General features: G+C 73.9%; 20 protein-coding genes. 6 read left to right on the forward strand and 14 right to left on the reverse strand.

Annotation, left to right across the window (positions count from 1 at the left end; genetic code table 11):
- Position 1 precedes the first annotated feature (1 nt).
- The 4 genes from AB0C87_RS38420 to AB0C87_RS38435 all read right to left on the reverse strand — a co-directional run bounded on the left by AB0C87_RS38420 (position 2) and on the right by AB0C87_RS38435 (position 4658).
- Positions 2 to 2002: a hypothetical protein gene (locus AB0C87_RS38420; protein WP_360581661.1), complete on the reverse strand. Its 2001-nt coding sequence runs from the start codon at positions 2000 to 2002 to the stop codon at positions 2 to 4.
- A gap of 215 nt (positions 2003 to 2217) precedes the next feature.
- The gene (locus AB0C87_RS38425; RefSeq protein WP_360581662.1) at positions 2218 to 2865 is read right to left on the reverse strand and encodes a response regulator transcription factor; all 648 of its coding nucleotides are present in this window, start codon (positions 2863 to 2865) and stop codon (positions 2218 to 2220) included.
- Positions 2866 to 3003: 138 nt separating this feature from the next.
- Entirely contained in the window at positions 3004 to 4047 is a 1044-nt protein-coding gene (locus AB0C87_RS38430; protein WP_360581663.1) for a maleylacetate reductase, read from the reverse strand.
- Between the two features lie 143 nt (positions 4048 to 4190).
- On the reverse strand, positions 4191 to 4658 hold the full coding sequence (locus AB0C87_RS38435; RefSeq protein ID WP_345182906.1) for a MarR family winged helix-turn-helix transcriptional regulator: 468 nt from the start codon (positions 4656 to 4658) through the stop codon (positions 4191 to 4193).
- A 98-nt stretch (positions 4659 to 4756) separates the two neighbouring features.
- On the opposite strand from AB0C87_RS38435, the gene AB0C87_RS38440 reads away from it, so the two are divergent.
- Positions 4757 to 5809 (forward strand): amidohydrolase family protein, encoded by a 1053-nt coding sequence (locus tag AB0C87_RS38440; protein ID WP_360581664.1) that lies wholly within the window; start codon positions 4757 to 4759, stop codon positions 5807 to 5809.
- Here AB0C87_RS38440 and AB0C87_RS38445 read toward each other — a convergent pair.
- From AB0C87_RS38445 to AB0C87_RS38460, 4 genes are all read right to left on the reverse strand, one after another.
- Positions 5802 to 7073 (reverse strand): cytochrome P450, encoded by a 1272-nt coding sequence (locus AB0C87_RS38445; RefSeq protein ID WP_360581665.1) that lies wholly within the window; start codon positions 7071 to 7073, stop codon positions 5802 to 5804. The two genes, AB0C87_RS38440 and AB0C87_RS38445, sit on opposite strands and share 8 nt — an antisense overlap.
- A gap of 1 nt (position 7074) precedes the next feature.
- Positions 7075 to 7893, reverse strand: coding sequence for a TetR family transcriptional regulator (locus tag AB0C87_RS38450; RefSeq protein WP_360581666.1), 819 nt, complete (start codon positions 7891 to 7893; stop codon positions 7075 to 7077).
- 141 nt (positions 7894 to 8034) lie between these two features.
- Positions 8035 to 8439, reverse strand: coding sequence for a hypothetical protein (locus AB0C87_RS38455; RefSeq protein WP_360581667.1), 405 nt, complete (start codon positions 8437 to 8439; stop codon positions 8035 to 8037).
- A gap of 117 nt (positions 8440 to 8556) precedes the next feature.
- Entirely contained in the window at positions 8557 to 8973 is a 417-nt protein-coding gene (locus AB0C87_RS38460; protein WP_360581668.1) for a PGPGW domain-containing protein, read from the reverse strand.
- A gap of 260 nt (positions 8974 to 9233) precedes the next feature.
- Between AB0C87_RS38460 and AB0C87_RS38465 the strand changes: the two genes are divergently transcribed.
- The 5 genes from AB0C87_RS38465 to AB0C87_RS38485 all read left to right on the forward strand — a co-directional run bounded on the left by AB0C87_RS38465 (position 9234) and on the right by AB0C87_RS38485 (position 16620).
- Positions 9234 to 10355, forward strand: coding sequence for an acyltransferase family protein (locus AB0C87_RS38465; RefSeq protein ID WP_360581669.1), 1122 nt, complete (start codon positions 9234 to 9236; stop codon positions 10353 to 10355).
- A 278-nt stretch (positions 10356 to 10633) separates the two neighbouring features.
- Positions 10634 to 12052 (forward strand): bifunctional cytidylyltransferase/SDR family oxidoreductase, encoded by a 1419-nt coding sequence (locus AB0C87_RS38470; protein WP_345182899.1) that lies wholly within the window; start codon positions 10634 to 10636, stop codon positions 12050 to 12052.
- A 106-nt stretch (positions 12053 to 12158) separates the two neighbouring features.
- Positions 12159 to 13967: a CDP-glycerol glycerophosphotransferase family protein gene (locus tag AB0C87_RS38475; protein ID WP_345182898.1), complete on the forward strand. Its 1809-nt coding sequence runs from the start codon at positions 12159 to 12161 to the stop codon at positions 13965 to 13967.
- 39 nt (positions 13968 to 14006) lie between these two features.
- Complete coding sequence (locus AB0C87_RS38480) at positions 14007 to 15965, forward strand: glycosyltransferase (RefSeq protein ID WP_360581670.1); 1959 nt, start codon at positions 14007 to 14009, stop codon at positions 15963 to 15965.
- 40 nt (positions 15966 to 16005) lie between these two features.
- Positions 16006 to 16620, forward strand: a complete 615-nt coding sequence (locus AB0C87_RS38485; protein ID WP_345182895.1) for a DapH/DapD/GlmU-related protein — start codon at positions 16006 to 16008, stop codon at positions 16618 to 16620.
- A 22-nt stretch (positions 16621 to 16642) separates the two neighbouring features.
- On the opposite strand, the gene AB0C87_RS38490 is transcribed toward AB0C87_RS38485, so the two are convergent.
- The 6 genes from AB0C87_RS38490 to AB0C87_RS38515 form a co-directional block, all read right to left on the reverse strand.
- Positions 16643 to 17245 (reverse strand): hypothetical protein, encoded by a 603-nt coding sequence (locus AB0C87_RS38490; RefSeq protein WP_345182894.1) that lies wholly within the window; start codon positions 17243 to 17245, stop codon positions 16643 to 16645.
- Positions 17242 to 18696, reverse strand: coding sequence for a glycosyltransferase (locus AB0C87_RS38495; protein ID WP_345182893.1), 1455 nt, complete (start codon positions 18694 to 18696; stop codon positions 17242 to 17244). Before AB0C87_RS38495 ends, AB0C87_RS38490 begins: the two co-directional genes overlap by 4 nt.
- Positions 18697 to 18700: 4 nt before the next feature.
- Positions 18701 to 19240 carry a hypothetical protein gene (locus AB0C87_RS38500; RefSeq protein WP_345182892.1) on the reverse strand — a complete coding sequence of 180 codons (540 nt, stop codon included), beginning with the start codon at positions 19238 to 19240 and terminating at the stop codon, positions 18701 to 18703.
- Positions 19237 to 20517: a glycosyltransferase gene (locus AB0C87_RS38505; RefSeq protein WP_353831078.1), complete on the reverse strand. Its 1281-nt coding sequence runs from the start codon at positions 20515 to 20517 to the stop codon at positions 19237 to 19239. Before AB0C87_RS38505 ends, AB0C87_RS38500 begins: the two co-directional genes overlap by 4 nt.
- 2 nt (positions 20518 to 20519) lie before the next feature.
- Positions 20520 to 22118 (reverse strand): glycosyltransferase family 4 protein, encoded by a 1599-nt coding sequence (locus AB0C87_RS38510; RefSeq protein WP_360581671.1) that lies wholly within the window; start codon positions 22116 to 22118, stop codon positions 20520 to 20522.
- A gap of 65 nt (positions 22119 to 22183) precedes the next feature.
- Complete coding sequence (locus AB0C87_RS38515; protein WP_345182888.1) at positions 22184 to 23488, reverse strand: nucleotide sugar dehydrogenase; 1305 nt, start codon at positions 23486 to 23488, stop codon at positions 22184 to 22186.
- Position 23489 lies beyond the last annotated feature (1 nt).

Consider the following 23489-nt stretch of genomic DNA (forward strand, 5'->3'; position numbering starts at 1 on the left):
GTCAGGCTCCGGGCGGGGTGAGGGTGACGTCCCCGGCCCGGTGGTCCGAGCGCTCGCCCGCGTAGGCCCGGCCGAACGGCTCGCCGCCCTCCCGGGTGCCCTCCGGCATGGTGACCGGCACGTCGAGACCGCCCGGCGCCTTGATCGTGACCTTGCCGTCCTGGAGGTAGGCGGTGACGCCGCCGCCCCTGAGCGCGGCGCGCCACGCGTCCTGCCGGCGCAGTTCCGCGCCCGCCGCCGCCATCGGGACGTTCGTCACCGGGGTGTCGTCGGCGAACACCGCGCGGTAGTCGGCGAGGACCCGGTCGAGCAGCGTGTACAGGATGCGGCCCTCGGTGAGGTTCGACTGGTGCGCGTAGTGCGGGCGCGGGTCGTTGCCGAGGACGTGCGACAGCGTGATCCGCGCGTCGGTCGGGACGATGTGGGACGTGAACCCGGTGGCGGGGTCGAGCGGCGCGATGCACGTCGCCGTGTCGGGGTGGTCCTCGCACAGGCCGCTGCCGCCGTCGGCCCGGCGCGTGTAGAGGTAGTTGTACTCGTCGACCTCCTCGGCCTCCGTCGCGACGTTGAAGAAGACGCTGAGCGGATGGCGCGGGACGGTCCGCACGCCCCCGAGCTCCCGCTGCCCGCTGTCGCGGGAGGCGTCGCCCGCCGTCCACTCGACGCCGGCCGCGGCCAGCGCGGGCCCGAGGTTCGGGTTGTCGTCGGGCTGCTGCGGCAGGATGCGCAGGCCCGAGTGCTCGCCGGTGACCAGTTCGCGGGTGTCGAGCGCGATGCCGCGGGCGGTCGCCCAGTCGATGTTCCTGGTGACCTCCTGCTCGATGTCGTCGGCGCCGACGTAGAGGGTCTCGCCGGTCTCCGGGTCCTTCAGGCACGTCCACGGCCGGAACCGCAGGTCCTGCCGGCAGCCGAGGTAGGTGTGGCCGAAGGTGTGGTTCAGCCAGCGGAACCTGCCGCGGGCGGCGACGAAGGCGTCGGCGAGCGGGTCGCCTCCCTTCTCGCGTATCTCGTCGTCGCTGCCGTCGCCGTTGAACGCCAGGTCGAGCGCGAACCCGCGCCGCGTCTGCCACTGGTCGGCGAACGCGACGTCCTCCGGCTTCATGCGGATCTCTTCGGTGAACGTCGGGCCCTCGCAGTCCTCGTGCGGAGTGCAGTCGTCCTCGGTGCTCCACCGCGCGTCGGGCAGGAACACATCGTCGACGTGGACGCCGAAGTAGTTGCGGCTGTAGCCGAGGTGGACGCCCTTGGTCAGCCAGGTGACGATGCCGTGGCCGATCGTCCGGGACTGCCACTGGTCGCTGTTGGCGCTGAAGGTCAGCACCAGCTCGCTGCGCCCGTCGTGGGTGTAGACGCCGCCGAGCGCGCCCGTCCTGCCCTGGACGGTTCCGGTGAGGAACGTCTGGAAGGACGCCCCGGTCGCGGGATCGTCCGGCAGGGGCGTCGCCAGGAAGCCGTAGCTCTCGCCGACGTCGGCGGCGTTGTCGTCGAACCGGACGGGCCCGCGCAGGTACCGGAACGCGTCGCCGCGCCCGGCGCCGGTGACCTCGGCCGTGGTCCCGTCCAGGGTGCCCGCGTAGCCGGGGGCGTTCATCCCGACCGTGGCGGACGGGTAGACGTAGGAGTCGAGCTGGCGGATCCCGAACCGCTTCTCGTAGTCGGCGAGCACCGTCATCTCGGCGGCGTTGGAGAACGGCGCCGCGTTGGGCAGCACGACGGCCTGGTACTTGGCGCGCGGCGCCCCGTCGACGGTGTCGGACAGGAACGCCTCGTCGATCACCGGCCGGCCGGAGTCGCGCAGGTCGACGGTCGTGTGGGGGACGCCCTCGGTCGTCAACCGGTCCGCGACGGCCGACACCGAGCCGCTTCCGTCGGTGACGACGAGCACCCGCAGGTCGACGCGGGGCCCGGCGGCGGAGGCCGCGGGCTGCGGGCAGAGGGTCAGGGCGGCCGCTGCCAGCGCCCCGGCGAGGACGCTGAGAGCGGGGCGGAGCGGGAGGCTCACCGGGCCTCCCGGAGCACGCGACGGCGACGACTGAATTTCAACACCGTTCACATCCCGAATAGAAAGGCGATTGAGTTCTTTCGAACCGGACGCCCAGAGCATGCGGGACCGCAACAGGCAAGTAAAGGCGGGGGCCGGTCCCGTCTTCGACCGGGACCGGTCCTAGGACTCCGCAGGACCTGCGGCGATCGGTTTGTCGCCGCCCTTGAACGGTTTTAGGGAACGTCCGTCCCGCCGCCGGCGGACGCCGGGCGCAATTCCCGCCAGCGGGCGATGGCGTGCTCGCGGCCGGCCGCGCCGAGGCGTTTGTAGATCTGGTGCGCGTGGTTCTTCACGGTCTTCTCCGCGATGACCAGGCGGCGGGCGATCTGCCGGTTGGTCAGCCCGGCGGCGATCAGGTCCAGGATCTCGGCCTCGCGGGCCGTCAGCCCCGGATCCGGCCGGACCTGCGGGCGGCGCGTCCCGTCGTGCAGCCAGCGCACGAGCGCGGTCACCACCGGCGGGGACAGCGACGACTGCCCGCGCCCGGCCGCGACCAGCACGTCCGCGAGCTCCGCCGGCTCGAAGTGGCCGTAGGTGAGGCAGCCGTGCGCCCCCGCGGCGAGGACCCGCACGAGGACGTGCGGGTCCTGCGACGCGGTCGCCACGACGATCCGGACGCCGGGCCCGGCCCGGGCCAGCCGTCCGACGGTGCCCGGGTGCGGCGGCGAGGCGTCCAGCAGCACCACGTGGGGCGCGTGGTCGCGGACGGCGGCGGGGGCGCGGTCCACGGGGGCGCCCCCGGCGACGACCACGTGCGGCACCGCTTCCAGCAGCGACGCGAATCCGATCCGGGAGACCGGATTGTCACTGACAATCAGCACCCGAACCGATTTCGATTCGGGCTCCGGACCGGGAGTGGACATACACCGAGAATAGAGGATCCCATTGACTGGTTCATTGACCGCGGGAGAACGGCGACCCCTATTCGAATATCGCGAGAAACATTCGCCACCGGCCGCTCACCACATCGCGTCGAGCAGTTCCGCGACCGCTTCGGCGTCCGGCGCGCGCGGGTTGGGATAGGGGTCGGCGGCCACGCGCCGGGCCATCTCGGGGAGCCGTTCGCGGGGGACGCCCAGGGCGGACAGGCGGGTCGGGCCCCGGTGCTCCCGGGCCAGCGCGGCGACGACCGCGACCGGGTCCGGCCCGGCCACCCGCGCCAGCCGGGCCGAGGCGGCGGGCGCCGACGGCAGGTTGAACGCCATGACGTGCGCCAGCAGCATCGTGTGCAGTTCGGCGTGCGGGAGGCCGAACGCGCCGCCGAGGACGTGCGCGAGCTGGTGGTGCAGCCCCATCCGGGTGCGCGCCAGGCAGATCCCGGCCAGCCACGCGGCCGACTGGAGACGCGCGCGCCCCTCCGGCCCCGCCGGGTCGTCCAGCACGTCGGGCAGCGCGCCCAGGATGCCGGCGACGGCCTCGGTCGCCAGCGCGTCCGTGACCATCGTGGCGTCGGGCGCCCACAGGGCCTCGACGGCATGGGCGAGCGCGTTCATCGCGCTGGTCCGGGTCAGCCCGGACGGCATGCCCAGGGTGAGGCGGGGGTCGTAGACGACCGTCCCGGGCGCCAGCGTCGGAGCGCGGCGCGTGGTCTTCACACCGTCCTCGGTCTCCCCCAGCACGGGCGTCATCTCCGAGCCCGCGTACGTGGTCGGCACCGCGACCTGAGGCATCCCCGTCCGCGCCGACACCGCCTTGGCCAGGCCGATCGCGGAGCCGCCGCCGACCGCGACCACGCAGTCCGCGCCCGCGGCCGCCTCCAGGGCGCGCGCCGTCACGGCGACCGGGGTGTGCGGGGCCGGACGGTCGAAGCGCGCGGCGAGCCCGGCCCCGAGCGCCCCGGCGATCCGGTCGGCGGGCCCGGCGGCGGACGGCGCCGCGACCAGCAGCACCCTTCCGGCCCCGATCCGCGCGACCTCGTCCGCGACGAGATCGCTCGCGCCCGGCCCGATCAGGACGCGGGACGGCAGCGTCTCGTGGACGACGACCTCGTCCGCACCGCTCATGCCGGCCGGCCCAGCAAAAGGATCATGTTCACTCTCTCCTGTACGGCGCTAGGGACTTCTCTACCGCGTGACCTCTCTCTTACTCAGCGCCACGGCCTCCGCTTACGACACACGCCTCCGCGGCGCCGCCCCGGGCGGTTCGCTCAGCCCGCGTCCTCGGCGATCCGGCGGAGCAGCTCCACGAGGCGGTCCCGCTGGTCTCCGCCGACCCGGCCGAAGAGCCGCTCGCCGACGTCGGCGGCGGCGCGCCGCCCGCGCTCCAGCGTGCGCGTCCCGTCCGGGGTCAGGCTGATGGAGTGCGCCCGGCGGTCCTGCGGGGCGCGCTCGCGCCGGACCAGGCCGCCCGCCTCCAGCTCGTCGACGACGCGCACCATCGTGGACTTGTCGATGCCGGTGAGGTCGATGAGGCGCCGCTGGCTGGACGGCCCGTACATCTCCAGGGCGAGCAGCATGCAGAACGCCCGCACGTCGACGCCGAGGGGGCGCAGCTCGTCGTTCATGCTCGCCCGGCTCCGGTTGTGCGCGGTGGCCAGCAGCATGCCGAGGCCCACGTGCCGGACGGCCGGGTCGCCGTCCTCGGACAGGATGCGTTCGAGCAGGTCGTCGAGCATCGCTCCAGTTTAGAGCCTTCTGATATAGTCTCAGATGAGACTTTCTTATGAGAGAGAGTTTGGGTGGGCGGCCCGTCGAACGAGCGAAGGAGACCCGCATGCCCGAGACGACCCGCCGCCGCGCCCTGCAGGTGACCGGCCTGGCGATGGCCGCGGCCGCCGTTCCGGCAGGTGAGGCGGCCGCCGCCGTCCCCGGCCGGTCGCGCGGCAGGATCGACACCCACCACCACGCCGTCCCGCGCAGGATGCGGGAATGGGCGATCGAGCAGGGCCTCCTCCCGCCGACCGGCGGACCGTCCTGGGCCCGCTGGACGCTGCCGAGCACCCTGCGGACGATGAACGCCAACGGCATCGCCGCCGGGGTGGCGTCCGCGCCGGTGCCCGCCGAGGCGTTCACGGACCGGAGGCTCGCCGTCTCGGGCGTCCAGGTGTGCAACGAGTCGCTGGCCGAGCTGGTGCGCGAGCACCCCACCAGGTTCGGCTTCTTCGCCAACGCGGCGATGCTCCACCCCGACCTGGCCGTGCGGCAGATCGCCCACGCCCTCGACGACCTCGGCGCGGACGGGGTCCTCCTCAACACCTCGGCCGCCGGGCACTACCTCGGCGACCCGATGTTCGACCCGCTGTGGGCCGAGCTCGACCGGCGCCGCGCGGTCGTGTTCGCCCACCCCGTCGCGCCCAGGGGCCTGGCCGGGGCTCCGGGCGTCGGGGACTGGCTCGCCGACTACCTGCTCGACACCACCCGCACCGCGCTCAGCCTGATCGCCGCCGGTACCCTCGACCGGTACCCGCGGGTGTCGGTCATCCTGTCCCACGGCGGCGGGTTCCTGCCGTACATGGCGGGACGGGCCGAGCGCTCGGCCCGGGAGGACGGCGGCCCGCTCCCGGCGCGGATGCGCCCGGCGCTCCGCCGCTTCCACTACGACACGGCCCTGCCGGTCTCCCCCTACGCCACGCCGTCCCTGATCGCGGCCGTCGGCGCCGACCGCGTCCTGTTCGGCACCGACTGGCCCGCGAACTCGGCCCGCGAGGTCGCGCTGAACACCCGTGACCTCGACCGCGACCCGGTGCTGGACGACCGGGCCCACCGCGCCGTCGACCGGGCGAACGCGCTCCGCCTGCTCCCCCGGCTGGCCGAACGCCTCAGGTGATGCGGACGGGGAGGGTGCGGGGGCCGCGGACCTGGCCGGCGGCCCAGGTGACCGCCGCCGGGTCGGCCAGGGTGAAGGACGGGACGCGCTCCAGCCAGACTTCGAGGGCCGTGCGCAGCTCCATCCGGGCCAGGTGCGAGCCGACGCAGCGGTGGATGCCGAGGCCGAAGGCGGCGTGCCGGTTGACCTCGCGGTCGATGACGATCTCGTCCGCCCGGTCGAACTGGGCCGGGTCCCGGTTGGCGGCGGGGAACGACAGCAGGATCCAGTCGTCGGCCTTCATCTCGACGCCGCGCCAGGTCATGTCCTCCCGCACCAGCCTCGCCATCGTCACGGGCGCGAAGGCGCGCAGGAACTCCTCCATCGCGGTCGGCACGAGCGACGGGTCGGCGGCGAGGCGCTCGCGGTCCGCGGGCGTCCTCGCCAGGTGCCACAGCGAGGCGCCGATCGCGCTCCAGGTGGTGTCGATCCCCGCGATGAGCAGCAGCGCCATCGTCCCCGAGACGTGGGACGGTTCGAGCCTGCGCCCGTACAGCTCGGCCTCGACGAGGTAGGTGGTGAGGTCGTCCCGGGGGTTCGCGACGTGGTCGCGGATCTGCTCCAGCAGGTAGTCGAACAGCTTGTCCATGCGCGCGATGCGCTCGTCCGGAGGGAGGTTGACCCCTTCGAGGGTGTTCTCGACGAACTCCCGGAACCGGGGCCCGTCCTCGGGCGGGAAGCCGAGCATGTCGGCGATGACCCGGATCGGGATGTGCTGGGCGTACTCGTGGGCGGCGTCCACGACGTCGCGGCCCGCGAAGGAGTCGATGAGCTCGTGGCAGTACGCCCTGGTCGCGGGCTCCAGCCGCGCCACCGCGGACCTCGTGAACGCGGGGAGCAGCAGCCGGCGCGCGTCGTGGTGGAACGGCGGGTCGGAGGAGATCGGCGGCGTGACGCCGATCGGCGCCGCCTCGCGCGGCGGCCGGAAGTTGCTCATGACGACCGAGCGGGAGGTGAAGCGCTCGGTGTCGTAGGCGATCGCCGCGACGTCCTCGTAGCGGGTCGGCAGCCAGCCGCCGCCGAACCGCTCGGTCCGCGCGACCGGGCAGCGCCGCCGCAGGTCGTCCTGGATCGGGTACGGGTCGGCGGCCCACTCCGGTTCCAGGTGGGAGAAGTCGGTCGCCCAGTCGGAGACCGGGCCCGTGACGACCTCGTTGCGGGTGCCGAGCGGGCGGCCCTCCCGCTGCTCCCTGAAGTCCCTGTCGAAGCGGTCGTCCGCGGTCATCTCACTCCTCCCCGAGGACGTCGATCGCCCGCTCGGGGCAGTTCGCGACCGCCAGGCGGGCCTCGTGCTCCCCGCCCTCGGGGACGGCGCCGTCGCCGAGGACCGTGCCGTAGCCCTCGTCGTCCTCGCCGAACAGGCCGGGGGCCAGGTCGTAGCACCGGCCGTGGCCCTGGCAGCGCTCCGGGTCGATCCGCACCTTCATCGTGTTCCTCCCGTGTGGGACGGTGGCGGGGACGGGAGGCGCGAGCGCGCCCACGATCCGCGCGAGCAGCGAGGCCCACTCCTCGTCACCGACGGCGTGCATGTCCGGCGGGATGAGCGCGCTCCCCATCCCGATCACCAGGCAGAGGTGGGCGAGCGCGTTCGGCGACAGCGCCGGGTCCATCTCCTCCCCCGCCTGGGCGATGCGCATGAGGCCGGCGAGCCAGTCGGCGCGCTCGCCGACGTAGTCGCGCAGGGGGCCGGCGACCTCCCCGTCCCGGCGGGCCGCGACGAGGGCCTCCACGACGAGGTGGGCGCGGGCGTCGCGGCGCTTCGGAAGCCACCGCCCGATGGCGAGCAGCAGCTCGACGACCGGGCGGTCGGGCTCCGCGTCGAACAGGTCGGCCAGCAGCCGCCGCCCGTGCGCGCGCAGCGCGGCCACCAGCAGCTCGGCCTTCGAGTCGAAGTGCGCGTACAGGGCGCCGTTGCTGACGCCGGCGGCGCGCGCGATGTCGGCGACGCGCGTCCCGTCGTAGCCCCGCCGCGCGAACTCGTCGGCGGCGGCGCTGAGCAGCCGCTCCCGCGTCTCCGCGCGCGTGACGCCCGCGATGCGCCCCATACCGATATTGAACGAGCGTTCAATTCGCGGGTCAAGGGCCTTGGCGAACCGGGGCGTACCGGACACGTTCCCTTGACCCGGGTCCGGTGCGCCTCCGCGGCTCGTGACGCGTCTCACCAGGTACGGCGAGCGACAGCCGCGTCACCGCACGGCGGCCGAGGACGCGTCCGCGTGCTCCCTCCTGCCCGCGGTGAGGAACCCGGCCAGCGCCGCGAGCGCGGCGACGGCCTCACCGGCGAAGCTGATCGTCTTGTCGGCGTACCACTGCGGGTCGTACATCCGCGGGATCGGGCCGATCTGCCCGAAGTCGACGAAGTAGTACAGCAGCACGGCGCCGGCCGCGCTCGCCGCGACGACGAACGCAATCGCGTACGTCCACCTGCGGGCCCAGGCGAGCACGAGCAGGGCCGCGACGGCCGCCGCGATCGCCTGGCCGTAGAACAGGTCGTCTCCCGGGATGACGTCGCTCGGGGTGTTCGGCCCGGGGGCCATGTCGGGCGCGAAGCGCCAGTGCACGACGGCGTCGGCCGCGAGTCCGGCGGCCACGAGTACACGAAGAAGGATGCCCATGCCCTTTGCACGGGCGCGCACGGCCGGCGGATCAACCCGGCGGAACATTCGCCGTGGCCGGGCCCGGCCGCGGCGGGCCGCCCGCCCGGCACGTCACTCGGGGAAGCTCTCCGTGCGGCGCGCCCTGACCCGCCGCCAGCTCCAGAACAGCAGCCCGAAGAGGATGAAGCCGGACAGGATGAGCCCCGAGCCCGTGCTCCATCCGCTCAGCGGCAACTCGTCCACGAGCCCCCAGGCCACACCCGCGCCGAACAGCGCGAGGCCGGTGAGGATGGAGCCCGTCAGGCGCCACCAGGACGTCACGCTCTCCTCGGCGGCCTGGATCGCCCGCTCCCGGACGGGCTCGACGTAGCGGTTCACCGCGGGGAACTCCCGGGAGAGGATGAGCAGGCCCGCGAGCACCAGCAGCAGCCCGGGGCCGGGCAGCACGAGCAGCGCGACACCGGCCAGCAGCACGGCGCCGCCGGCGATGATCACCACCCCCTGCCGGGTGGACCTCCCGTATCCCATGCCCCTCCTCGTCCCCGCGCCCGCCGGGCCCGTTCCCGGGCCCCCGCCCCGCCCGCGGCGTCCGGTGAGGGCCGCCGCACGGCGTAACCGCCGGTCTACCCGCCTCAGCGGATCTTGCGCGCGGAGCGCCCGGCGAAATCCGCGGGCCCGGTCCCGCGGCGCCCGTCCGTGACGCCCCGGCCGCGCGCGGTGACTCCGAGGGTTCTGTCGTGATTCGTTAGGTATGCTCCACGAGCCCCTCCCAGGATCAGAGATCTTTCATGACACAGACACCCGAGGCGTCCGTCGTGGCGGTTCCAGACTCCGCCGAGGCGGCGGTCCCCGGCTCCGCGCCGGCGGCCGCGTCCCCCGCCGAGCGCCCGCAGGACAAGCCGCGGTCAGCGGGCGGTCCGGCTCCCCGAGGACGCGACCCGCACCTGGACAACGCCAAGTACCTGGCGATCCTGCTCGTCGCGGGCGGGCACGCGCTGTCGGGCCTGCGGGACGTCCCGCTGGCCGCGGCGCTCTGGAACTTCATCTACCTGTTCCACATGCCGCTGTTCCTCATGATCAGCGGATACCTGTCCAAGCGGTTCACCCTCACCGACGACAAGGCCGTGCGGCTGGTCGGCTCGACCATCGCGCCGTACCTGATCTTCCAGTGCGCCTACAGCCTGTTCGCCTGGGGCGTCGACGGGCGGCCGTTCCAGTTCGACGCGCTGGACCCCTACTACCTGACCTGGTTCCTGCTGGCGCTGTTCGTCTGGCGGCTGCTCACCCCGGTGTGGCGGCGGCTCAGGTTCCCGCTCGCCACGGCCGTGCTCGTCGCCCTCCTCACCTACATGGCCGACATCGGGAACACGCTCGACCTGTACCGGATCCTCGGGCTGGCGCCGTTCTACGTCCTCGGGCTGACGCTGTCGCCCGAGGTGATCCAGATCGTCCGGCGGCCGTGGGCGCGGATCACGGGCGCCGCGCTCCTGGCCGCCGCGCTCGCGGGCGCGTACCTCACCCAGGACCGCATGAACGCGCGCTGGCTGAACTGGGACACCTCCAACGGCGACCTCGGCGTGGACGAGCTCACCGGCACCGTGATGCGCGCCGGGCTGATGCTCACCGGGACGGTGCTGATCCTGGCCTTCCTGGCGGTCACCCCGTCCCGCCGCACCTGGTACAGCGACCTCGGCTCCGCCACCATCTACGGCTACCTGCTGCACGGCTTCGTGATGCGGCTGTTCACGTTCGAGGGCTGGCACGAGCTCGCCTGGTTCGACACGATCCCCGGCGTGCTGTCGGCCCTTCTCGCCGGCTTCGTCATCGTCACGGTGCTGAGCACCTCCCCGGTGCGCCGGGTGACCCGCTGGGCCGTCGAACCCGACATGAGGCCCCTCTTCGGCAAGTGAGACCGATCTCGCGCGCGGGCGCCCCAGGCCGCGACGATCATGGTCAGGGACGCCGCAGGCCCCGTCACGCAAGGGTTACAGGAAGCTGGAAGGTCGATGAATTCGCCTCAAAGTTCCACAGACCGGGTACAGTAAGGCGGCAGTTCCCCCCTGTGCGGATCACCAGCCCTGCGAAAGCCGCGCCGCCCGCACCCCCAGGTCCCACGGGTGACTGCATCACGTTCGGTTTTCGGCCGCCGTTCCGGCTGCCATGAAGGAGAAGGACGGTCGCATTGGTCATGGCGCCGCAGGGTGAGCATCGCGTCGTCGCCGTCATCCTGGCGGGTGGCAGCGGACAGCGGATGGGTCTCAGCACTCCCAAGCAGCTCCTCAAGATCGCCGGGAAGACGATCCTCGAACACACGCTGGGCGTGTTCGAGGAGGCCCCCGACGTCGACGAGATCATCGTCCTGATGAACCCCGGCTTCCTCCAGGACGCCGCGGACTGCGTGCGGAAGGCCGGCTGCACCAAGGTCAAGGCCGTGCTTCCGGGCGGCACGTCCCGGAACGCCACCACGCAACTCGCCCTGGACGCCCTCGCCGACCACCCGGCCGAGACGACCAGCGTGCTGTTCCACGACGCGGTGCGCCCGCTGCTGTCGCAGCGCATCATCCGCGACTGCGTGGCCGCGCTGCGCGAGCACCGGGCGGTGGACGTCGCCATCCCGTCCGCCGACACGATCATCCAGGTCGACGAGGACGTCATCGTGGACGTCCCGCGCCGGGCGAACCTGCGCCGCGGGCAGACCCCGCAGGGCTTCCGCCTCGCCACCATCCGCGACGCCTACGAGAAGGCGTGGCGGGACGAGGACTTCGAGGCGACCGACGACTGCACCGTGGTGCTGCGCTACCTGCCCGGCACCCCGATCTACGTCGTCCCCGGCGACGAGCACAACATGAAGGTCACCGAGCCGGTCGACATGTTCGTCGCGGACAAGCTGTTCCAGCTCGCCTCCTCCGACGCCCCCGACCTCACCGAGGCCGAGTACGCCGAGGCGCTCGGCGGCAAGACGATGGTCGTGTTCGGCGCCAGCCAGGGCATCGGCGCCGCCATCGCGGAACTGGCCCAGCGGTTCGGCGCCCGCGTCTTCGGCTACAGCCGCGGCGCCACCCGCACGTACGTCGAGCGTCCCGACGACGTCGCCGGCGCGCTCGCGCAGGCCTACTCGGCGACCGGCCGCGTCGACTTCGTCGTCAACACGGCGGGCATCCTGCGGATCGGCCGGCTCGACGCGATCGACCCCGACGCGATCGAGGAGGCGCTGCGCGTCAACTACCTCGCGCCGATCCACATCGCGCGGGCGTCGTTCCCCTACCTGGCCAAGACCGGCGGGCAGCTGCTGCTCTACACCTCCAGCTCCTACACCCGCGGGCGGGCCGACTACAGCCTGTACTCCTCCGCCAAGGCCGCCACGGTGAACCTCACCCAGGCGCTGGCGGACGAGTGGTCCGGCGACAAGGTGCGGATCAACTGCATCAACCCCGAGCGGACCAGCACCCCCATGCGGACCGCGGCGTTCGGCCAGGAGCCCCCGCACACGCTGCTGAGCGCCGACCAGGTGGCCCGCACCTCCCTCAACGTCCTGCTCTCCGGCCTCACCGGGCAGGTCATCGACGTGCGCCGTGAAGACCCCCTCAGCGGCGGCCGCTCCGGCTGACCGCCGCTCCCCCGCACGCGCCCGCTCGGCCCGGCGGGCGCGGTCCCCCCTTCCCCTCTCCCCCCACTGCGCCACCCCTCGGGCGCTGACAAGACGGAGGTGTGCCGTGCGGCGTCTCGTCTCCCGGTACTCGGCTCTCACGCGGTACTCGTCTGTGCTGTGGCTGCCCCTCACACTCGGCCTGCTGATCGGGGCGGCCACGGCCGGGTCGCCCTGGGCGTTCCTCGGCGCCGCCGTGCTCTGCTACGCGGCCGAGTACGCCGTCGGCCGGACGCTGCCGGACGCGGCCAGGCCGCTGCGCTGGGGCCAGATGAGCCCGGGCGCGCGGGTGCTGGTCCGGCAGGGGGCCCTGGTGCTGCTGCTGGTCCAGTCGGGCGACGCCGGCCGGCCGACCGTCGTCCTGGCGGCCGTCGGCCTCCTGCTGGTCGACTGGCTCCGGGCCGCGACCCTCGCCGGCGCGGTCGCCTCGCGCCGCGTCAACCGGCTGCCCTTCGCGACCCGCGGCCTCGGCCAGGGCGAGCCGGCGCTGCCCGCCCCCATCGCGCCCCGGCATGCCCGGCTCACCCTCCTCCTGGAGGGCCAGGCCGACCTCCTGCCGCTGCTGTTCGGAACCGTCGGGCTCCTGGTCGGCCTCCCGGCCCTGGTGGCCGCCGGGCTCCTCGGCACCGCGGCCGTCGCCGTCGCCGTCGCCGCCGCGCAGCTGCCGCGGCTGCGCCGGATGCGCGGCCTCCTCAACGCCGAGCGGACGGGCCGCGACGTGCAGCGCCGCGTCGACCGGTACAAGCCCGAGGTCGTCCTGTACTTCACCGGGCCGCCCACGACCGTCTACCAGGCCAACATGTGGCTCCAGGCGCTGGAGCGGCTGGACCGCAAGGCGATGGTCCTCGTGCGCTCCCCCGAGGTCGTCGGCGCGCTCGCGCCCACCCCGCTCCCCGTCGTGTGCATCACGCGGGCCGAGGACATGATGAACTTCGACCTCGGCACCGTGAAGGTCGCGCTCTACCCGGGCAACACCGGCAAGAACCTCCACCTGCTCCGCGAGGAGCACATCAAGCACGTGTTCGTCGGGCACGGCGACAGCGACAAGGGCCCGAGCTCCAACCCGGTCAGCAAGGTCTTCGACGAGGTGTGGGTGGCCGGCCCGGCGGGCCGCGACCGGTACCACAACTCCGACGCCGGGGTCCGCGACGAGGCCATCGTCGAGGTGGGCCGCCCGCAGCTCGGTGAGATCACCACCGAGCCGTCCGGCGGGCCCGTCCCCACCGTCCTGTACGCGCCCACCTGGGAGGGCTGGGACAACGAGCACGGCTACAGCTCCCTGCTCGGCATGGGCGAGCGGATCGTCCGGACGCTGCTGGAGCAGGGGCCGCGGCTGCGCGTCATCTACCGGCCGCACCCCTACACCGGCCGGCGGCTGGCGGAGGCCGCCGCCGTGCACGCCCGGCTCATCAAGATGATCGAGCAGGCGAACCGGGGCGGCGCGGGCGGCCACCAGGTGGTGACCGGCGCGGACGCCTCCCTCTACGAGTGCTTCAACCGCTCGGACATGCTGATCACCGACATCTCCAGCGTGATCTCCGACTACATCCCGAGCCTGAAGCCCTACGTCGTCACCAACCCCGACGGGATGGACGAGAACCTCTTCAGGACCGAGTTCCCGTCCGCGTCGGCCGCCTACCTGCTGAACCCGGGCTGCGCCGAGCTGGCCGACATCCTCGCCGTCGCGGCGACGCCCGGCCAGGACCCGCTGGCCGCGGAGCGGCGCACGCTCCGCGACTACCTCCTGGGCCCCGAGCACCCGGACGCCATGACGCGGTTCGCCGCCGCCGTCGACGCGCTCGCGCAGGCCGGCCCCCGGTCGACGATGTACACCATTTCCGGCCGAGCGGTCTCGGCGGCCCCCGAGCACGCCTAAAGTGGCCCTCACAGTCGCTTCCCCGAGTGTAGAGGGGCCATGACGCACCCCCTGGTCAGCGTGATCGTCCCGGTGTACCAGTGCCGGGACACGGTGGGCGGGGCACTGGAGTCGGTCTTCGCCCAGTCCCTGCCCGCCGAGCAGGTCGAGGTCATCGCCGTCGACGACGGCTCGACCGACGGCGGCGGCGAGCTGCTGGACGAGCTCGCCCGCGCCCACGACCGGCTGACGGTCGTCCACCAGCCGAACTCCGGCGGCGCGGGCGCGCCGCGCAACCGCGGCCTGGAGCTGGCGACCGGGACGTTCGTGTTCTTCCTGGACGCCGACGACCGGCTGGGCCCGGAGGCGCTGGAGCGCATGACGGCGATGGCCGAGCGCAACGGCACCGACATCGTCCTCGGCAAGCAGGTCGGGACGGGCGGCCGCAAGTCGCCCAAGGTGTTCGACCGCTCCATCGAGCGCACCCACGTGCTCGACCCCGACTGCGACCTGTTCGGGCGGATGTCGATGGCCGCCCTCCAGCTCTTCCGGCGGTCGCTGGTCGAGCGCGCGGGCCTCCGCTTCACCGAGGGCCTGGTGGCCCACGAAGACCAGCTCTTCACCGCGGGCGCCTACCTGAACGCCGACGGCGTCTCCGTCCTCGCCGACTACGACTGCTACTACTGGGCCGCCCGCGAGGACGGCTCCAGCGCGACGCAGGGCGCCGGCGCCCCGCCCGCCGACCTGTACACGGTCATCGGCCAGGCGATGCGGCAGGTCGCCGAGCACACCGAGCCGGGCGAGACGCGGGAGCGGCTGAACCGGCGTTACCTGCGGCTGGAGGTCTTCGGCCGTCTCGACCGCCTGTACCTGGACTCCTCGCCCGACGACCAGAAGGTCACCCTCGCGGGCTGCCGCGAGCTGCTGGAGGAGTGGTACACCCCCGCGCAGCGGGAGCTGGCCCACCCCCTCCACCGGGTGATCGGGCACTGCGTCCTGCACGGCCTCGACGACGAGCTGGTGGAGGTCCTGCGGTTCCGCCGCGGCGGGACGCGGCCCCGCCTCCATCTGGAGGACGGGCGCGCCTACCTGAAGTACCCGTTCTTCCGCGACGCCGCCGTCCGCATCCCCGACGAATGCTTCGCGACGTCCGCGCCCCTGGTGGTCCTGCCCGCCCTGACACGGCTGGCCTGGGGGGACGACGCCCTGCTGGTCGGCGGCACCGTGGTCGTCCGCGACGTCGACGAGGGGACCCCGGTCGTCCGGCTGCTGCTGGAGAACGCCGACGGCGACCGCCGCCCCGTGGAGTGCGAGACCGTTGCCGCGTCCGCGGACGAAGGCGTCGAAGCGTCCTTCACCGCCGCCGTCGGCCCGGAGGCGGCCTCCCTCCCGGACGGCCTCTGGACCCTGCACGTCGAGGTCGCGCTCAGCGGGCACGTGCGGACGGTGCCGCTGGTCAGGCCGCGCGACCTGCCCCTCCCGCGGGCGGCCCTGGCGGGGGCCCGCCTCCTGCGCCCGGCGCAGGCGCGCCGCGGGGAGCCGCTCGCGCTGGAGGCCGGCGCCGCCCTCACGTCCGCCGACTTCGCCGAGGTGGAGGTCGGCTGGGGGCCGGGGAGGCGGGTCCGGGTGCTGGCCGACGCGCCGCCCGTCCTCGGCGACGGCCCCGCGATGCGCGTGGTGCTGCACCACGCCGACGGCGAGACGACGGTCCGCGCGGCGCTGGAGGCCGCGCCGGACGACCCGTCCCGCCTGCGCGCCGACCTCTCCCTCGCGGGCGCGCGTCCCGGCCGCTGGCGGGCCCGCTTCGCGGTCGACGGCGTCGGCGACCCCGTCGCGGTGCGCCTGGCCTCCGAGGACGGCGGCGTCCTCGGTCCGGTGACCGCCTCGCTGGCGCCCCCGCGCCGCGTGCACGTCAGAATGGACCGCAGGACCGCGACCGTGCACGTCACCGCGCCGCTGGCGTCGCTGGCGAAGCGCACCCGGCGGCTGCTCCCCGGCGGGGGCGCGAAGCCGGAGTGATCCGAGTCCACCCGCTGAACATCCGCATGGAAGGCACCGCATGAGTCACCGCATCCTGCCGAGCGCCCAGGTCGACCCCGGCGCGGAACTCGGCGACGGCACCACCGTGTGGGACCTCGCCCAGATCCGCGAGGGCGCCCGGCTCGGCGAGGGCTGCATCGTGGGCCGCGGCGCCTACGTCGGCGCGGGCGTGCGGATCGGCGACAACGTCAAGCTGCAGAACCACGCGCTCGTCTACGAGCCCGCCGTGCTGGAGGACGGCGTGTTCGTCGGCCCCGCCGTCGTGCTCACCAACGACCGCGAGCCCCGCTCGGTGGACCCGGACGGCAGGCTGAAGCGCGGCGACGACTGGGAGGCGGTCGGCGTCCACGTCGCCGAGGGCGCCTCGCTCGGCGCGCGCAGCGTGTGCGTCGCCCCGGTCCGCGTCGGCCGCTGGGCGATGGTCGCCGCGGGCGCGGTGGTCACCCGCGACGTCCCCGACTTCGCGCTGGTCGCGGGCGTGCCCGCCCGCCGGATCGGCTGGGTCGGCAGGGCGGGCGCCCGGCTGGCCGAGCGTGCCGACGGCACGTGGGAGTGCCCGCGGACCGGTGAGGTCTACGTCGAGGCCCCCGCCGGCGACGGCTCGGACACGACCGTCCTGACCGAGAAGGGCTGAGCCCGGAGGGGCGGCCGGCCGGTCAGGCCTTGGCGTCGAGGTCGCGCACCTGCCGCGTCGTCACGACGAGGTCGGGGTGCAGGCGGGCCAGCCTGCGGCCGAGCGGCACCGACGTCCGGTCCATCACGATGACGCGGACGAGGCCGCCCGTGTCGATCTCCCGCAGGACGCGCCGCCGCGCGATGCGGGCCAGCACGTGCGGCCGGACGTGCCGGTAGAACGGCAGGAAGAGCCGCCGGTGGACGGCGCGGGAGGCGCGGCTCCGGGCGCGGTCCAGGCGCGCGCCGAGACGGCCCGCCCGCGCCACCGGCCGGACGGCGATCCGCGGCATCCGGATCACGACCGTGTGCTCCAGCCAGGGCAGCGGGTGCCGGGCCTCCGCCTTGTCGAGCCGGTGCAGGCGCACCCGCTCGTCCAGGTTCGCCCACCCGTCCGGCTCGGCGGTCACCACGTCGACCCGCGCGCCCTCCTCCGCGAAGTGCCCGGCCAGCCCGATGACCCTCTTGTGCTGGCGCTTGGGCGGCACGCTCGGGGCCGGGTCCATGGTCAGCCTGGGGTCCATGGCCAGGACCAGCACCTTCGGGGGCTGCGCGCCGTGCACGTCACCGTCTCCCAACATGGTCACCCGCTCACGCCGCGCCTGCGGGCGGCCAGCTCGGTGAGCCGCCCCACGAGCGGCTCCAGCGTCACGTTCCGTTCGAAGCGGTCGGCGTAGGCGCGGGCCTCGGCCGCCTGCCGCTCGTCCAGTCCCGCCGCAGCCTTCGCGGCCGCCACCATCGACGCGGCGATGTCGGCCGGGGCGAGCCCTCCCGGGTTGAACCACAGCGGGTACCCGCGCAGCAGCTCCTCGGCCGCCGACCCGGGCGTGTGGACCGACACGATGGGACGTCCGGCCGCCATGTACTCGAAAATCTTGCCGGAGGTGACGTAGCGCCCGCCCCCGTTGAGGAAGACCAGCACGTCGGAGTCCTGGTAGACGTCGGCGAGCGCCGTCTTGGACACCGGGCCGCGGTGGTAGACGCCGGGAGCGAGCAGTTCCTCGCCGTCCGCTCCGCCGCCGGCGGCGGCCTCCGCCTGCTCGGCCACCGCCGCCCCGCCCCCGACCTCCTGGGCGCTGACGGCCTCCGCCGCGGCCTCGGCCGCGGCGGCGAAGCGCTTGCGGAGCTTGTTGTCGGTGCCCTGGAAGAACCCGAAGTAGCCGTAGAAGTTGAGGGTGGCGGCCCGCATGTCCGAATGCGCGCGGGCGCGGGAGAACCCCTCGATCAGCTCCTCGATGGGCTGCTTGTCGGTGACCGTGCCGATGAAGGAGAAGCGGGGCGCGTGCCCGCCCGTCGTCGCGCGGGCCGCCGGGGGCGGCGCGGCGCTCTGCGGGAGCGTGTCGGCGTCCCACCCGTTCAGGACGGTCATCATGCGGTCCGCCGCGCGCGGGTAGCGCTCGGCGTGCCAGGCGCGCTGGGCGTCGTTGACGTACAGCGAGTTCGCCGCGGACCGCAACACCCGCCGCTCCCAGCGCCACGCGGGATGCCCGTCCTCGAACATCGGCTCCTCGCTGAACTGGTCGAGGGTCCAGGAGTCGCGGTAGTCGATGATGTAGGGGGTGCGGGTCAGCTTGTGGAACAGCCACGCCGCGGCGAACGAGGAGTACGGGTTCCCCGTCGCGAGGACCACGTCGAACCTGCGCCGCGCGTGCATCCGCAGCGCGCGGCGGACGGAGTCGCGCCCCCAGGACGCGTAGTGCTCAGGAAAGACGTGCTTCTGCCCCCACGTGTACAGCGACTGGGCCAGCTGGGGGAACGCCCCCCGGAACCGGCTGTACTCGCGCAGGTCCGTCTGCCAGACGAACCGGTTCAGGTCGGGGCGCACCAGCGTGATCCGCGGGTCGACGGTCTCCGTCAGCTTGTCGTCGACCGAGCCGATCGTGTCGTAGAGGAACGGGAGCGGCGCCGCGAAGACCGTGACGTCCCAGCCCAGCTCGGTCAGCCGGTTGGCGGTCGCCCGGGGCCGGTACACGCCGCTCGCGCGGGACGGCGGGAAGTAGAAGGCGAGGTACAGGAGGCGTGGGCGGCGTTCGGTCATTGAGTCATCCTCTGGCGTAGCCTGCCGGGTGCCTTTCATGGGCGACGGAGTAGGAGAGCGTCGCTCCGGCGCCCGTGATCGTGTCCGCGAGCTCGGACACGGTCACCAGCGACTGCGGATCGGCGATGACGACGAGGTCGATGGAGCGGCCGCGGAGCAGCTCGCGGTCGACCGTCCGGCGGCGCACCGCGTCGGCGTCGCGCCGGTACAGGCGGGCGAGCCGCCGGTCGACGGGCCGCGCGACGCGCCTGCGGTAAGCGGAGTCGATCCGCTTCCCCAGCCCCCGCAGCGGCCCGGGAAAGCACACCCGCAGCAGCAGCGCCGGGATCCGGTACAGCGGGATCCGCACCGCGGCGGGACGGTAGCGCCGTTCGAGCGCGGACAGCTCGACGGCGTCGACGCCGTCCGGGAGCGGGTCCTTCGCCCAGGTCGAGGCCTTGCGCACCAGCACGACGGCGCTGCCGCCGTCCGCGAGGACCTGGGCCGCCTCCCGGACGACCGCGGGCCGGCGGGAGGCGCCGAGCGCCACGAACAGCACGTTCACGCTTCTTCTCCCCCGTCGGCGGCCCCGTCGTCCGCGGCACGGTCGGCGGCGCCCTCGGGCCCGTCGTCCGCGCCCGCCTCCGGGAACCAGTGCCGGTAGTGCGCCTCGGCCACCGTGCGGTAGCCGAAGCGTCCGTCCAGGATCTCCCGGGCCTTCGGCAGGTCGAGGCCGTCCGGGAAGCGGTCGCGCAGGCGGCGGTACCCGTTGACGATCGAGCTCGCGTTCTCCTCGACGTCGATCATCTCCCCCGCGGCGGCTTCGATGCCGGCCAGGGTCCGCTCCGGTCCGCCGCAGCGGGTGACGAGCACCGGCAGCCCGGCCGCCACCGCCTCGATGATCGTCACGCCGAAGGTCTCCCAGCGGGCGGGGTGGACGAGCAGGTCGTGCTCGCGCATGAGCCGCGCGGCCTCGTCGGGGGCGACCGCGCCGAGGAACGACACCGCGTGGTCCACGCCCAGCTCGGCGGCCCGCTCCTGGAGCTGCCGGGCGAGCACGCCGGGCCCGGCCACGGTCAGCGTCAGCGCGGGGTCCTCGGCGAGGCACTCGGCGAACGCCTCCAGCAGCCAGCCCACGCCCTTGCGCTCGACCAGGGTGCCGACGTACAGCCAGCGCCGCAGCTCGGTCACGGGACGCTCGCGCGGCTCCCCGAACGAGATCGGGTTGGAGATCATCTCGATCTTGTGGGCGAGCGCCGGGAACGCCTCGGCGAGGGTGTCCCGCAGCACGTCGGTGACCACGAGGAAGCCGGTGCAGCGCTCCAGGACCCGCTCGTACATCTCCCGCGAGTCGGGCTGCTCCAGGACCTTGTCCAGGAAGGACGCGTGCTCGGTGACGAACACCCGCGCGTCGGGGCGGGCGTTCTCCAGCGCCGTCCAGCCGCCGCGCAGCCCCACGTGCGCGTGGACGACGGGCGCCGGGATCGGCTCGCCGCCCAGCGCCTCGCGCAGCCACCGGGCGTGCTGCACGGCGAGTTCGGCGAAGGTGTAGTCGGGCACCGTCGGCACCGGGACGCGCACCAGCCGCGAGCCCGCGACGTCGGGCGCGGGGTGCAGCGCGACCGGCAGGAGGCGGCGGTGCGCCTCGCGCGCCGCCTCGACCTCCTCCGCCGGCTGCCGCATCAGCCACGCCTCGGTGTGGTAGACGGTGACGTCGCCGCAGCCCGGGGCCGTCGCCGCCACCATCGACTGGACGAAGGCGCCGGCCCACTCCTGCTTCGGGTTCGGATACCAGGGGGTGACGACGGCCACGTCCCGGTCACCGCTCCTGTCCGCCGCCACCGTCAGTCCTGGGCGCCGATGAGGTGGCCGTCGGACCCGGCCGCGGGCGCGCCCGGGGCCGGTTTGGCGGCGGACGGCAGCAGCCTGGCGTAGACGCCGTCCAGCACCTCGGCCTGCGCCTCCCACGTCCACTCGTGCAGCAGGTCGGGCCGGTCGTCGTACACCGCCCGGTACCGCCCCGGGTCGCCGAGGACGGCCTCGACCGCCCGCACGTAGTCGTCGAGGTCCTCGGCGTGGAAGACCTCGCCCTGCCCGGTGGACTTCACCATGTCGCCCATCGCCTGCACGTCGCTCACGATGATCGGCAGCCGCGCGTGCGAGTACTCGAAGAACTTCGTGATCAGCGCGATCTCGTGGTTGGGCCAGTGGTGGATCGGGATCACACCGATGTCGGCCGCCGCCAGGAACGGGACGACCTGGTCGAACGGCACGTACGGCAGCGTGTGGACGCGGTCGGCGACGCCGAGTTCGGCGGCGCGGGCGACCAGGCCGCGGACGTAGTCGGACCGCGCCGAGGAGACGATCAGGGCGACGTGCAGCCGGGGCAGCCGCGGCAGCGCGTCGATCATGATGTCCAGGCCGCGCTGCACGGAGGCGCTGCCGCTGTAGACCGCGATCGGGGTGTTGGGGCCGACGCCGCACATCTCCCGCATGTCGGGGACGGGGTCGGAGGTGCTGGGCTCGCCCTCGGTGATCGGCGCGTTGAGCACGACGGTCGGCCGCTCGCGCAGGCCGTGGCCCTCCATCAGCCGGTCGCCGAGCGCCGCCGAGACGGTCACCACGGCGTCGGCGTCGCCCGCGTACTCGCGCTCGTGCGCGATCATGGCGGGCAGCCAGCGCGGCCCGGCGCCCCACGGCCGGATGCCCGGCAGGAACTCGTGCGCGTCCCAGACGAGCTTCACTGTCCGGCCCTTCGCGCGGGCCCGCCGGACCGAGCGCGCCGCGACGCCGAGCATGCGGAAGTCGTTGGCGTGGATGATGTCGGGTTCGAGCTTGTCGATGACCTTGCCGTAGGTGCTGTCCCAGTCCCACAGGTTGCGGTCGAGGACGCGCCAGGCCCGGTCGCCGAGGACCTTCAGCCAGAAGTTGATCGCGAGCCGCTCCATCGGCGCGCGCGGGTTGGCGCGGGCCGCGGTGAGCGACTCCGTCTGCCGGACCCGCAGCGCGACCCACCGCGACTGCGCCTTCGCCGTGACCCGCCGCGCCATCAGCCACGCCTTGCGCGCCGGACCCCGGGACCCGCGGTCGAGGCGCGCGGCGGCGAGGTCGGCCCGCCGGGACTGCACGAGCCGCCGCCGGTAGTCCGCCACCTTCGGGTGCCCGTACGCGAGCGGACGGCGCAGCGTGGCGCGCAGGACGCCGTGCCGGTTGCGGATCAGCACGTGCTGGATCGGCAGCAGGCGGACGCGGGCTTCGCCGATCTTCCAGGAGCGGCGCTTCTTGGCCCCGGTGCAGCCGAGCAGGTGCACCTCCCAGCCCGCCTCGGACATCGACTTCGCGGCCTTCTGCACCCGGGAGTCGCGCACGACATCGTTGTCGACGAGCATGACGACGCGGCCGCGCGACGACGCGCCGGGAACCGTCCCGTCTTCGATTTGCATTCGATTCTCCAGTTGCGGTCGGCCGGGGCGCTTGCGCGGTCCGGCCCGAGCGGTCAGCGAGGCGGCTAGGAACCGGTCCGGGCGTCCGGGGCGCCGATGACGACGCGGTGCACGCCGGGCCAGCGGGAGGCGTCGGTGACGCGGCGGCCGTCGACCAGGGCCTTGACCCCGGGCAGGTCGTCCGCGCCGAGTTCGCGGTAGGCGGCGTGGTCGGCCTGCACGATCGCGGCCGTGACCGACTCGCCTCGGTGGGGCGGCAGGCCCAGGGCCTCCAGCTCCTCGTCGGTGTACATCGGGTCGGACACGTACGGGACGGCGCCCCGCCGCCGCAGCGCCTCCACCGTGGGGAAGACGCCGGAGAACGCCGTCTCCTTGACGCCGCCCCGGTACGCCGCGCCCAGGACGAGGACGCCGGCGCCGGTCAGGTCGCCGTAGGCGTCCGCGAGGAGGCCGACGGCGTACTCGGGCATCCGCGTGTTGGCCTCGCGGGCGGCGCGGACGACGGTCGCGTCCGGGTCGTTCCACAGGTACATCCGCGGATACACCGGGATGCAGTGGCCGCCGACGGCGATGCCCGGCTTGTGGATGTGGCTGTAGGGCTGGGTGTTGCAGGCCTCGATGACCTTCATGACGTCCACGCCCGCCGCGTCGGCGTAGCGGGCGAACTGGTTGGCGAGGCCGATGTTGACGTCCCGGTAGGTGGTCTCGGCGAGCTTGGCGAGCTCCGCCGCCTCCGCGGAGCCGAGGTCCCAGACGCCGTTCGGCCGGTCGAGGTCGGGCCGCTCGTCGAAGTCGAGGACCTGCTCGTAGAACTCCACGCCGTGCCGGGCGGACGCCTCGTCGACGCCGCCGACGAGCTTGGGGTAGCGGCGCAGGTCGGCGAACACCCGTCCGGTCAGCACGCGCTCCGGGCTGAACACCAGGTGGAAGCCGTCGCCCGCGGTGAGGCCGGAGCCCTCCGCCAGCATCGGGGCCCAGCGGTCCCGGGTGGTGCCGACGGGCAGCGTCGTCTCGTAGCTGACGAGCGTGCCGGGTCGCAGGCCCTGCGCGATGGAGCGCGTCGCGGCGTCCATCCAGCCGAAGTCCGGGACGCCCTCCGCGTCCACGAACAGGGGCACGACCACGACGACCGCCTCGGACTCGGCGACCGCCGCCGCCGTGTCGGTCGTCGCCGTGAGCAGCCCGGCCCGCACCGCCTCGCCGAGGTGGACGTCCAGCTCCGCCTCGCCGGGGAACGGCTCGCGCCCGGCGTTGACCTCGGCCACGACGCGTTCGTCCACGTCGGCGCCGATCACGCGGTGGCCCTTGCGGGCGAACTGCACCGCGAGCGGAAGCCCGATCTTGCCGAGCGCGACCACGCAGATCCGCATG

The sequence above is a fragment of the Actinomadura sp. NPDC048021 genome, from assembly GCF_040653135.1.
In the GTDB taxonomy this organism is placed as follows: domain Bacteria; phylum Actinomycetota; class Actinomycetes; order Streptosporangiales; family Streptosporangiaceae; genus Spirillospora; species Spirillospora verrucosospora.

What these genes read in the sequence shown, in the direction of transcription:
- AB0C87_RS38430 (WP_360581663.1), bottom strand. Translation starts at nt 4,047, where the DNA reads ATGAGCGGTGCGGACGAGGTCGTCGTCCACGAGACGCTGCCGTCCCGC.
- AB0C87_RS38435 (WP_345182906.1), bottom strand. Translation starts at nt 4,658, where the DNA reads ATGCTCGACGACCTGCTCGAACGCATCCTGTCCGAGGACGGCGACCCG.
- AB0C87_RS38440 (WP_360581664.1), top strand. Translation starts at nt 4,757, where the DNA reads ATGCCCGAGACGACCCGCCGCCGCGCCCTGCAGGTGACCGGCCTGGCG.
- AB0C87_RS38445 (WP_360581665.1), bottom strand. Translation starts at nt 7,073, where the DNA reads ATGACCGCGGACGACCGCTTCGACAGGGACTTCAGGGAGCAGCGGGAG.
- AB0C87_RS38450 (WP_360581666.1), bottom strand. Translation starts at nt 7,893, where the DNA reads ATGGGGCGCATCGCGGGCGTCACGCGCGCGGAGACGCGGGAGCGGCTG.
- AB0C87_RS38460 (WP_360581668.1), bottom strand. Translation starts at nt 8,973, where the DNA reads ATGGGATACGGGAGGTCCACCCGGCAGGGGGTGGTGATCATCGCCGGC.
- AB0C87_RS38465 (WP_360581669.1), top strand. Translation starts at nt 9,234, where the DNA reads ATGACACAGACACCCGAGGCGTCCGTCGTGGCGGTTCCAGACTCCGCC.
- AB0C87_RS38470 (WP_345182899.1), top strand. Translation starts at nt 10,634, where the DNA reads ATGGCGCCGCAGGGTGAGCATCGCGTCGTCGCCGTCATCCTGGCGGGT.
- AB0C87_RS38480 (WP_360581670.1), top strand. Translation starts at nt 14,007, where the DNA reads ATGACGCACCCCCTGGTCAGCGTGATCGTCCCGGTGTACCAGTGCCGG.
- AB0C87_RS38485 (WP_345182895.1), top strand. Translation starts at nt 16,006, where the DNA reads ATGAGTCACCGCATCCTGCCGAGCGCCCAGGTCGACCCCGGCGCGGAA.
- AB0C87_RS38495 (WP_345182893.1), bottom strand. Translation starts at nt 18,696, where the DNA reads ATGACCGAACGCCGCCCACGCCTCCTGTACCTCGCCTTCTACTTCCCG.
- AB0C87_RS38510 (WP_360581671.1), bottom strand. Translation starts at nt 22,118, where the DNA reads ATGCAAATCGAAGACGGGACGGTTCCCGGCGCGTCGTCGCGCGGCCGC.
- AB0C87_RS38515 (WP_345182888.1), bottom strand. Translation starts at nt 23,488, where the DNA reads ATGCGGATCTGCGTGGTCGCGCTCGGCAAGATCGGGCTTCCGCTCGCG.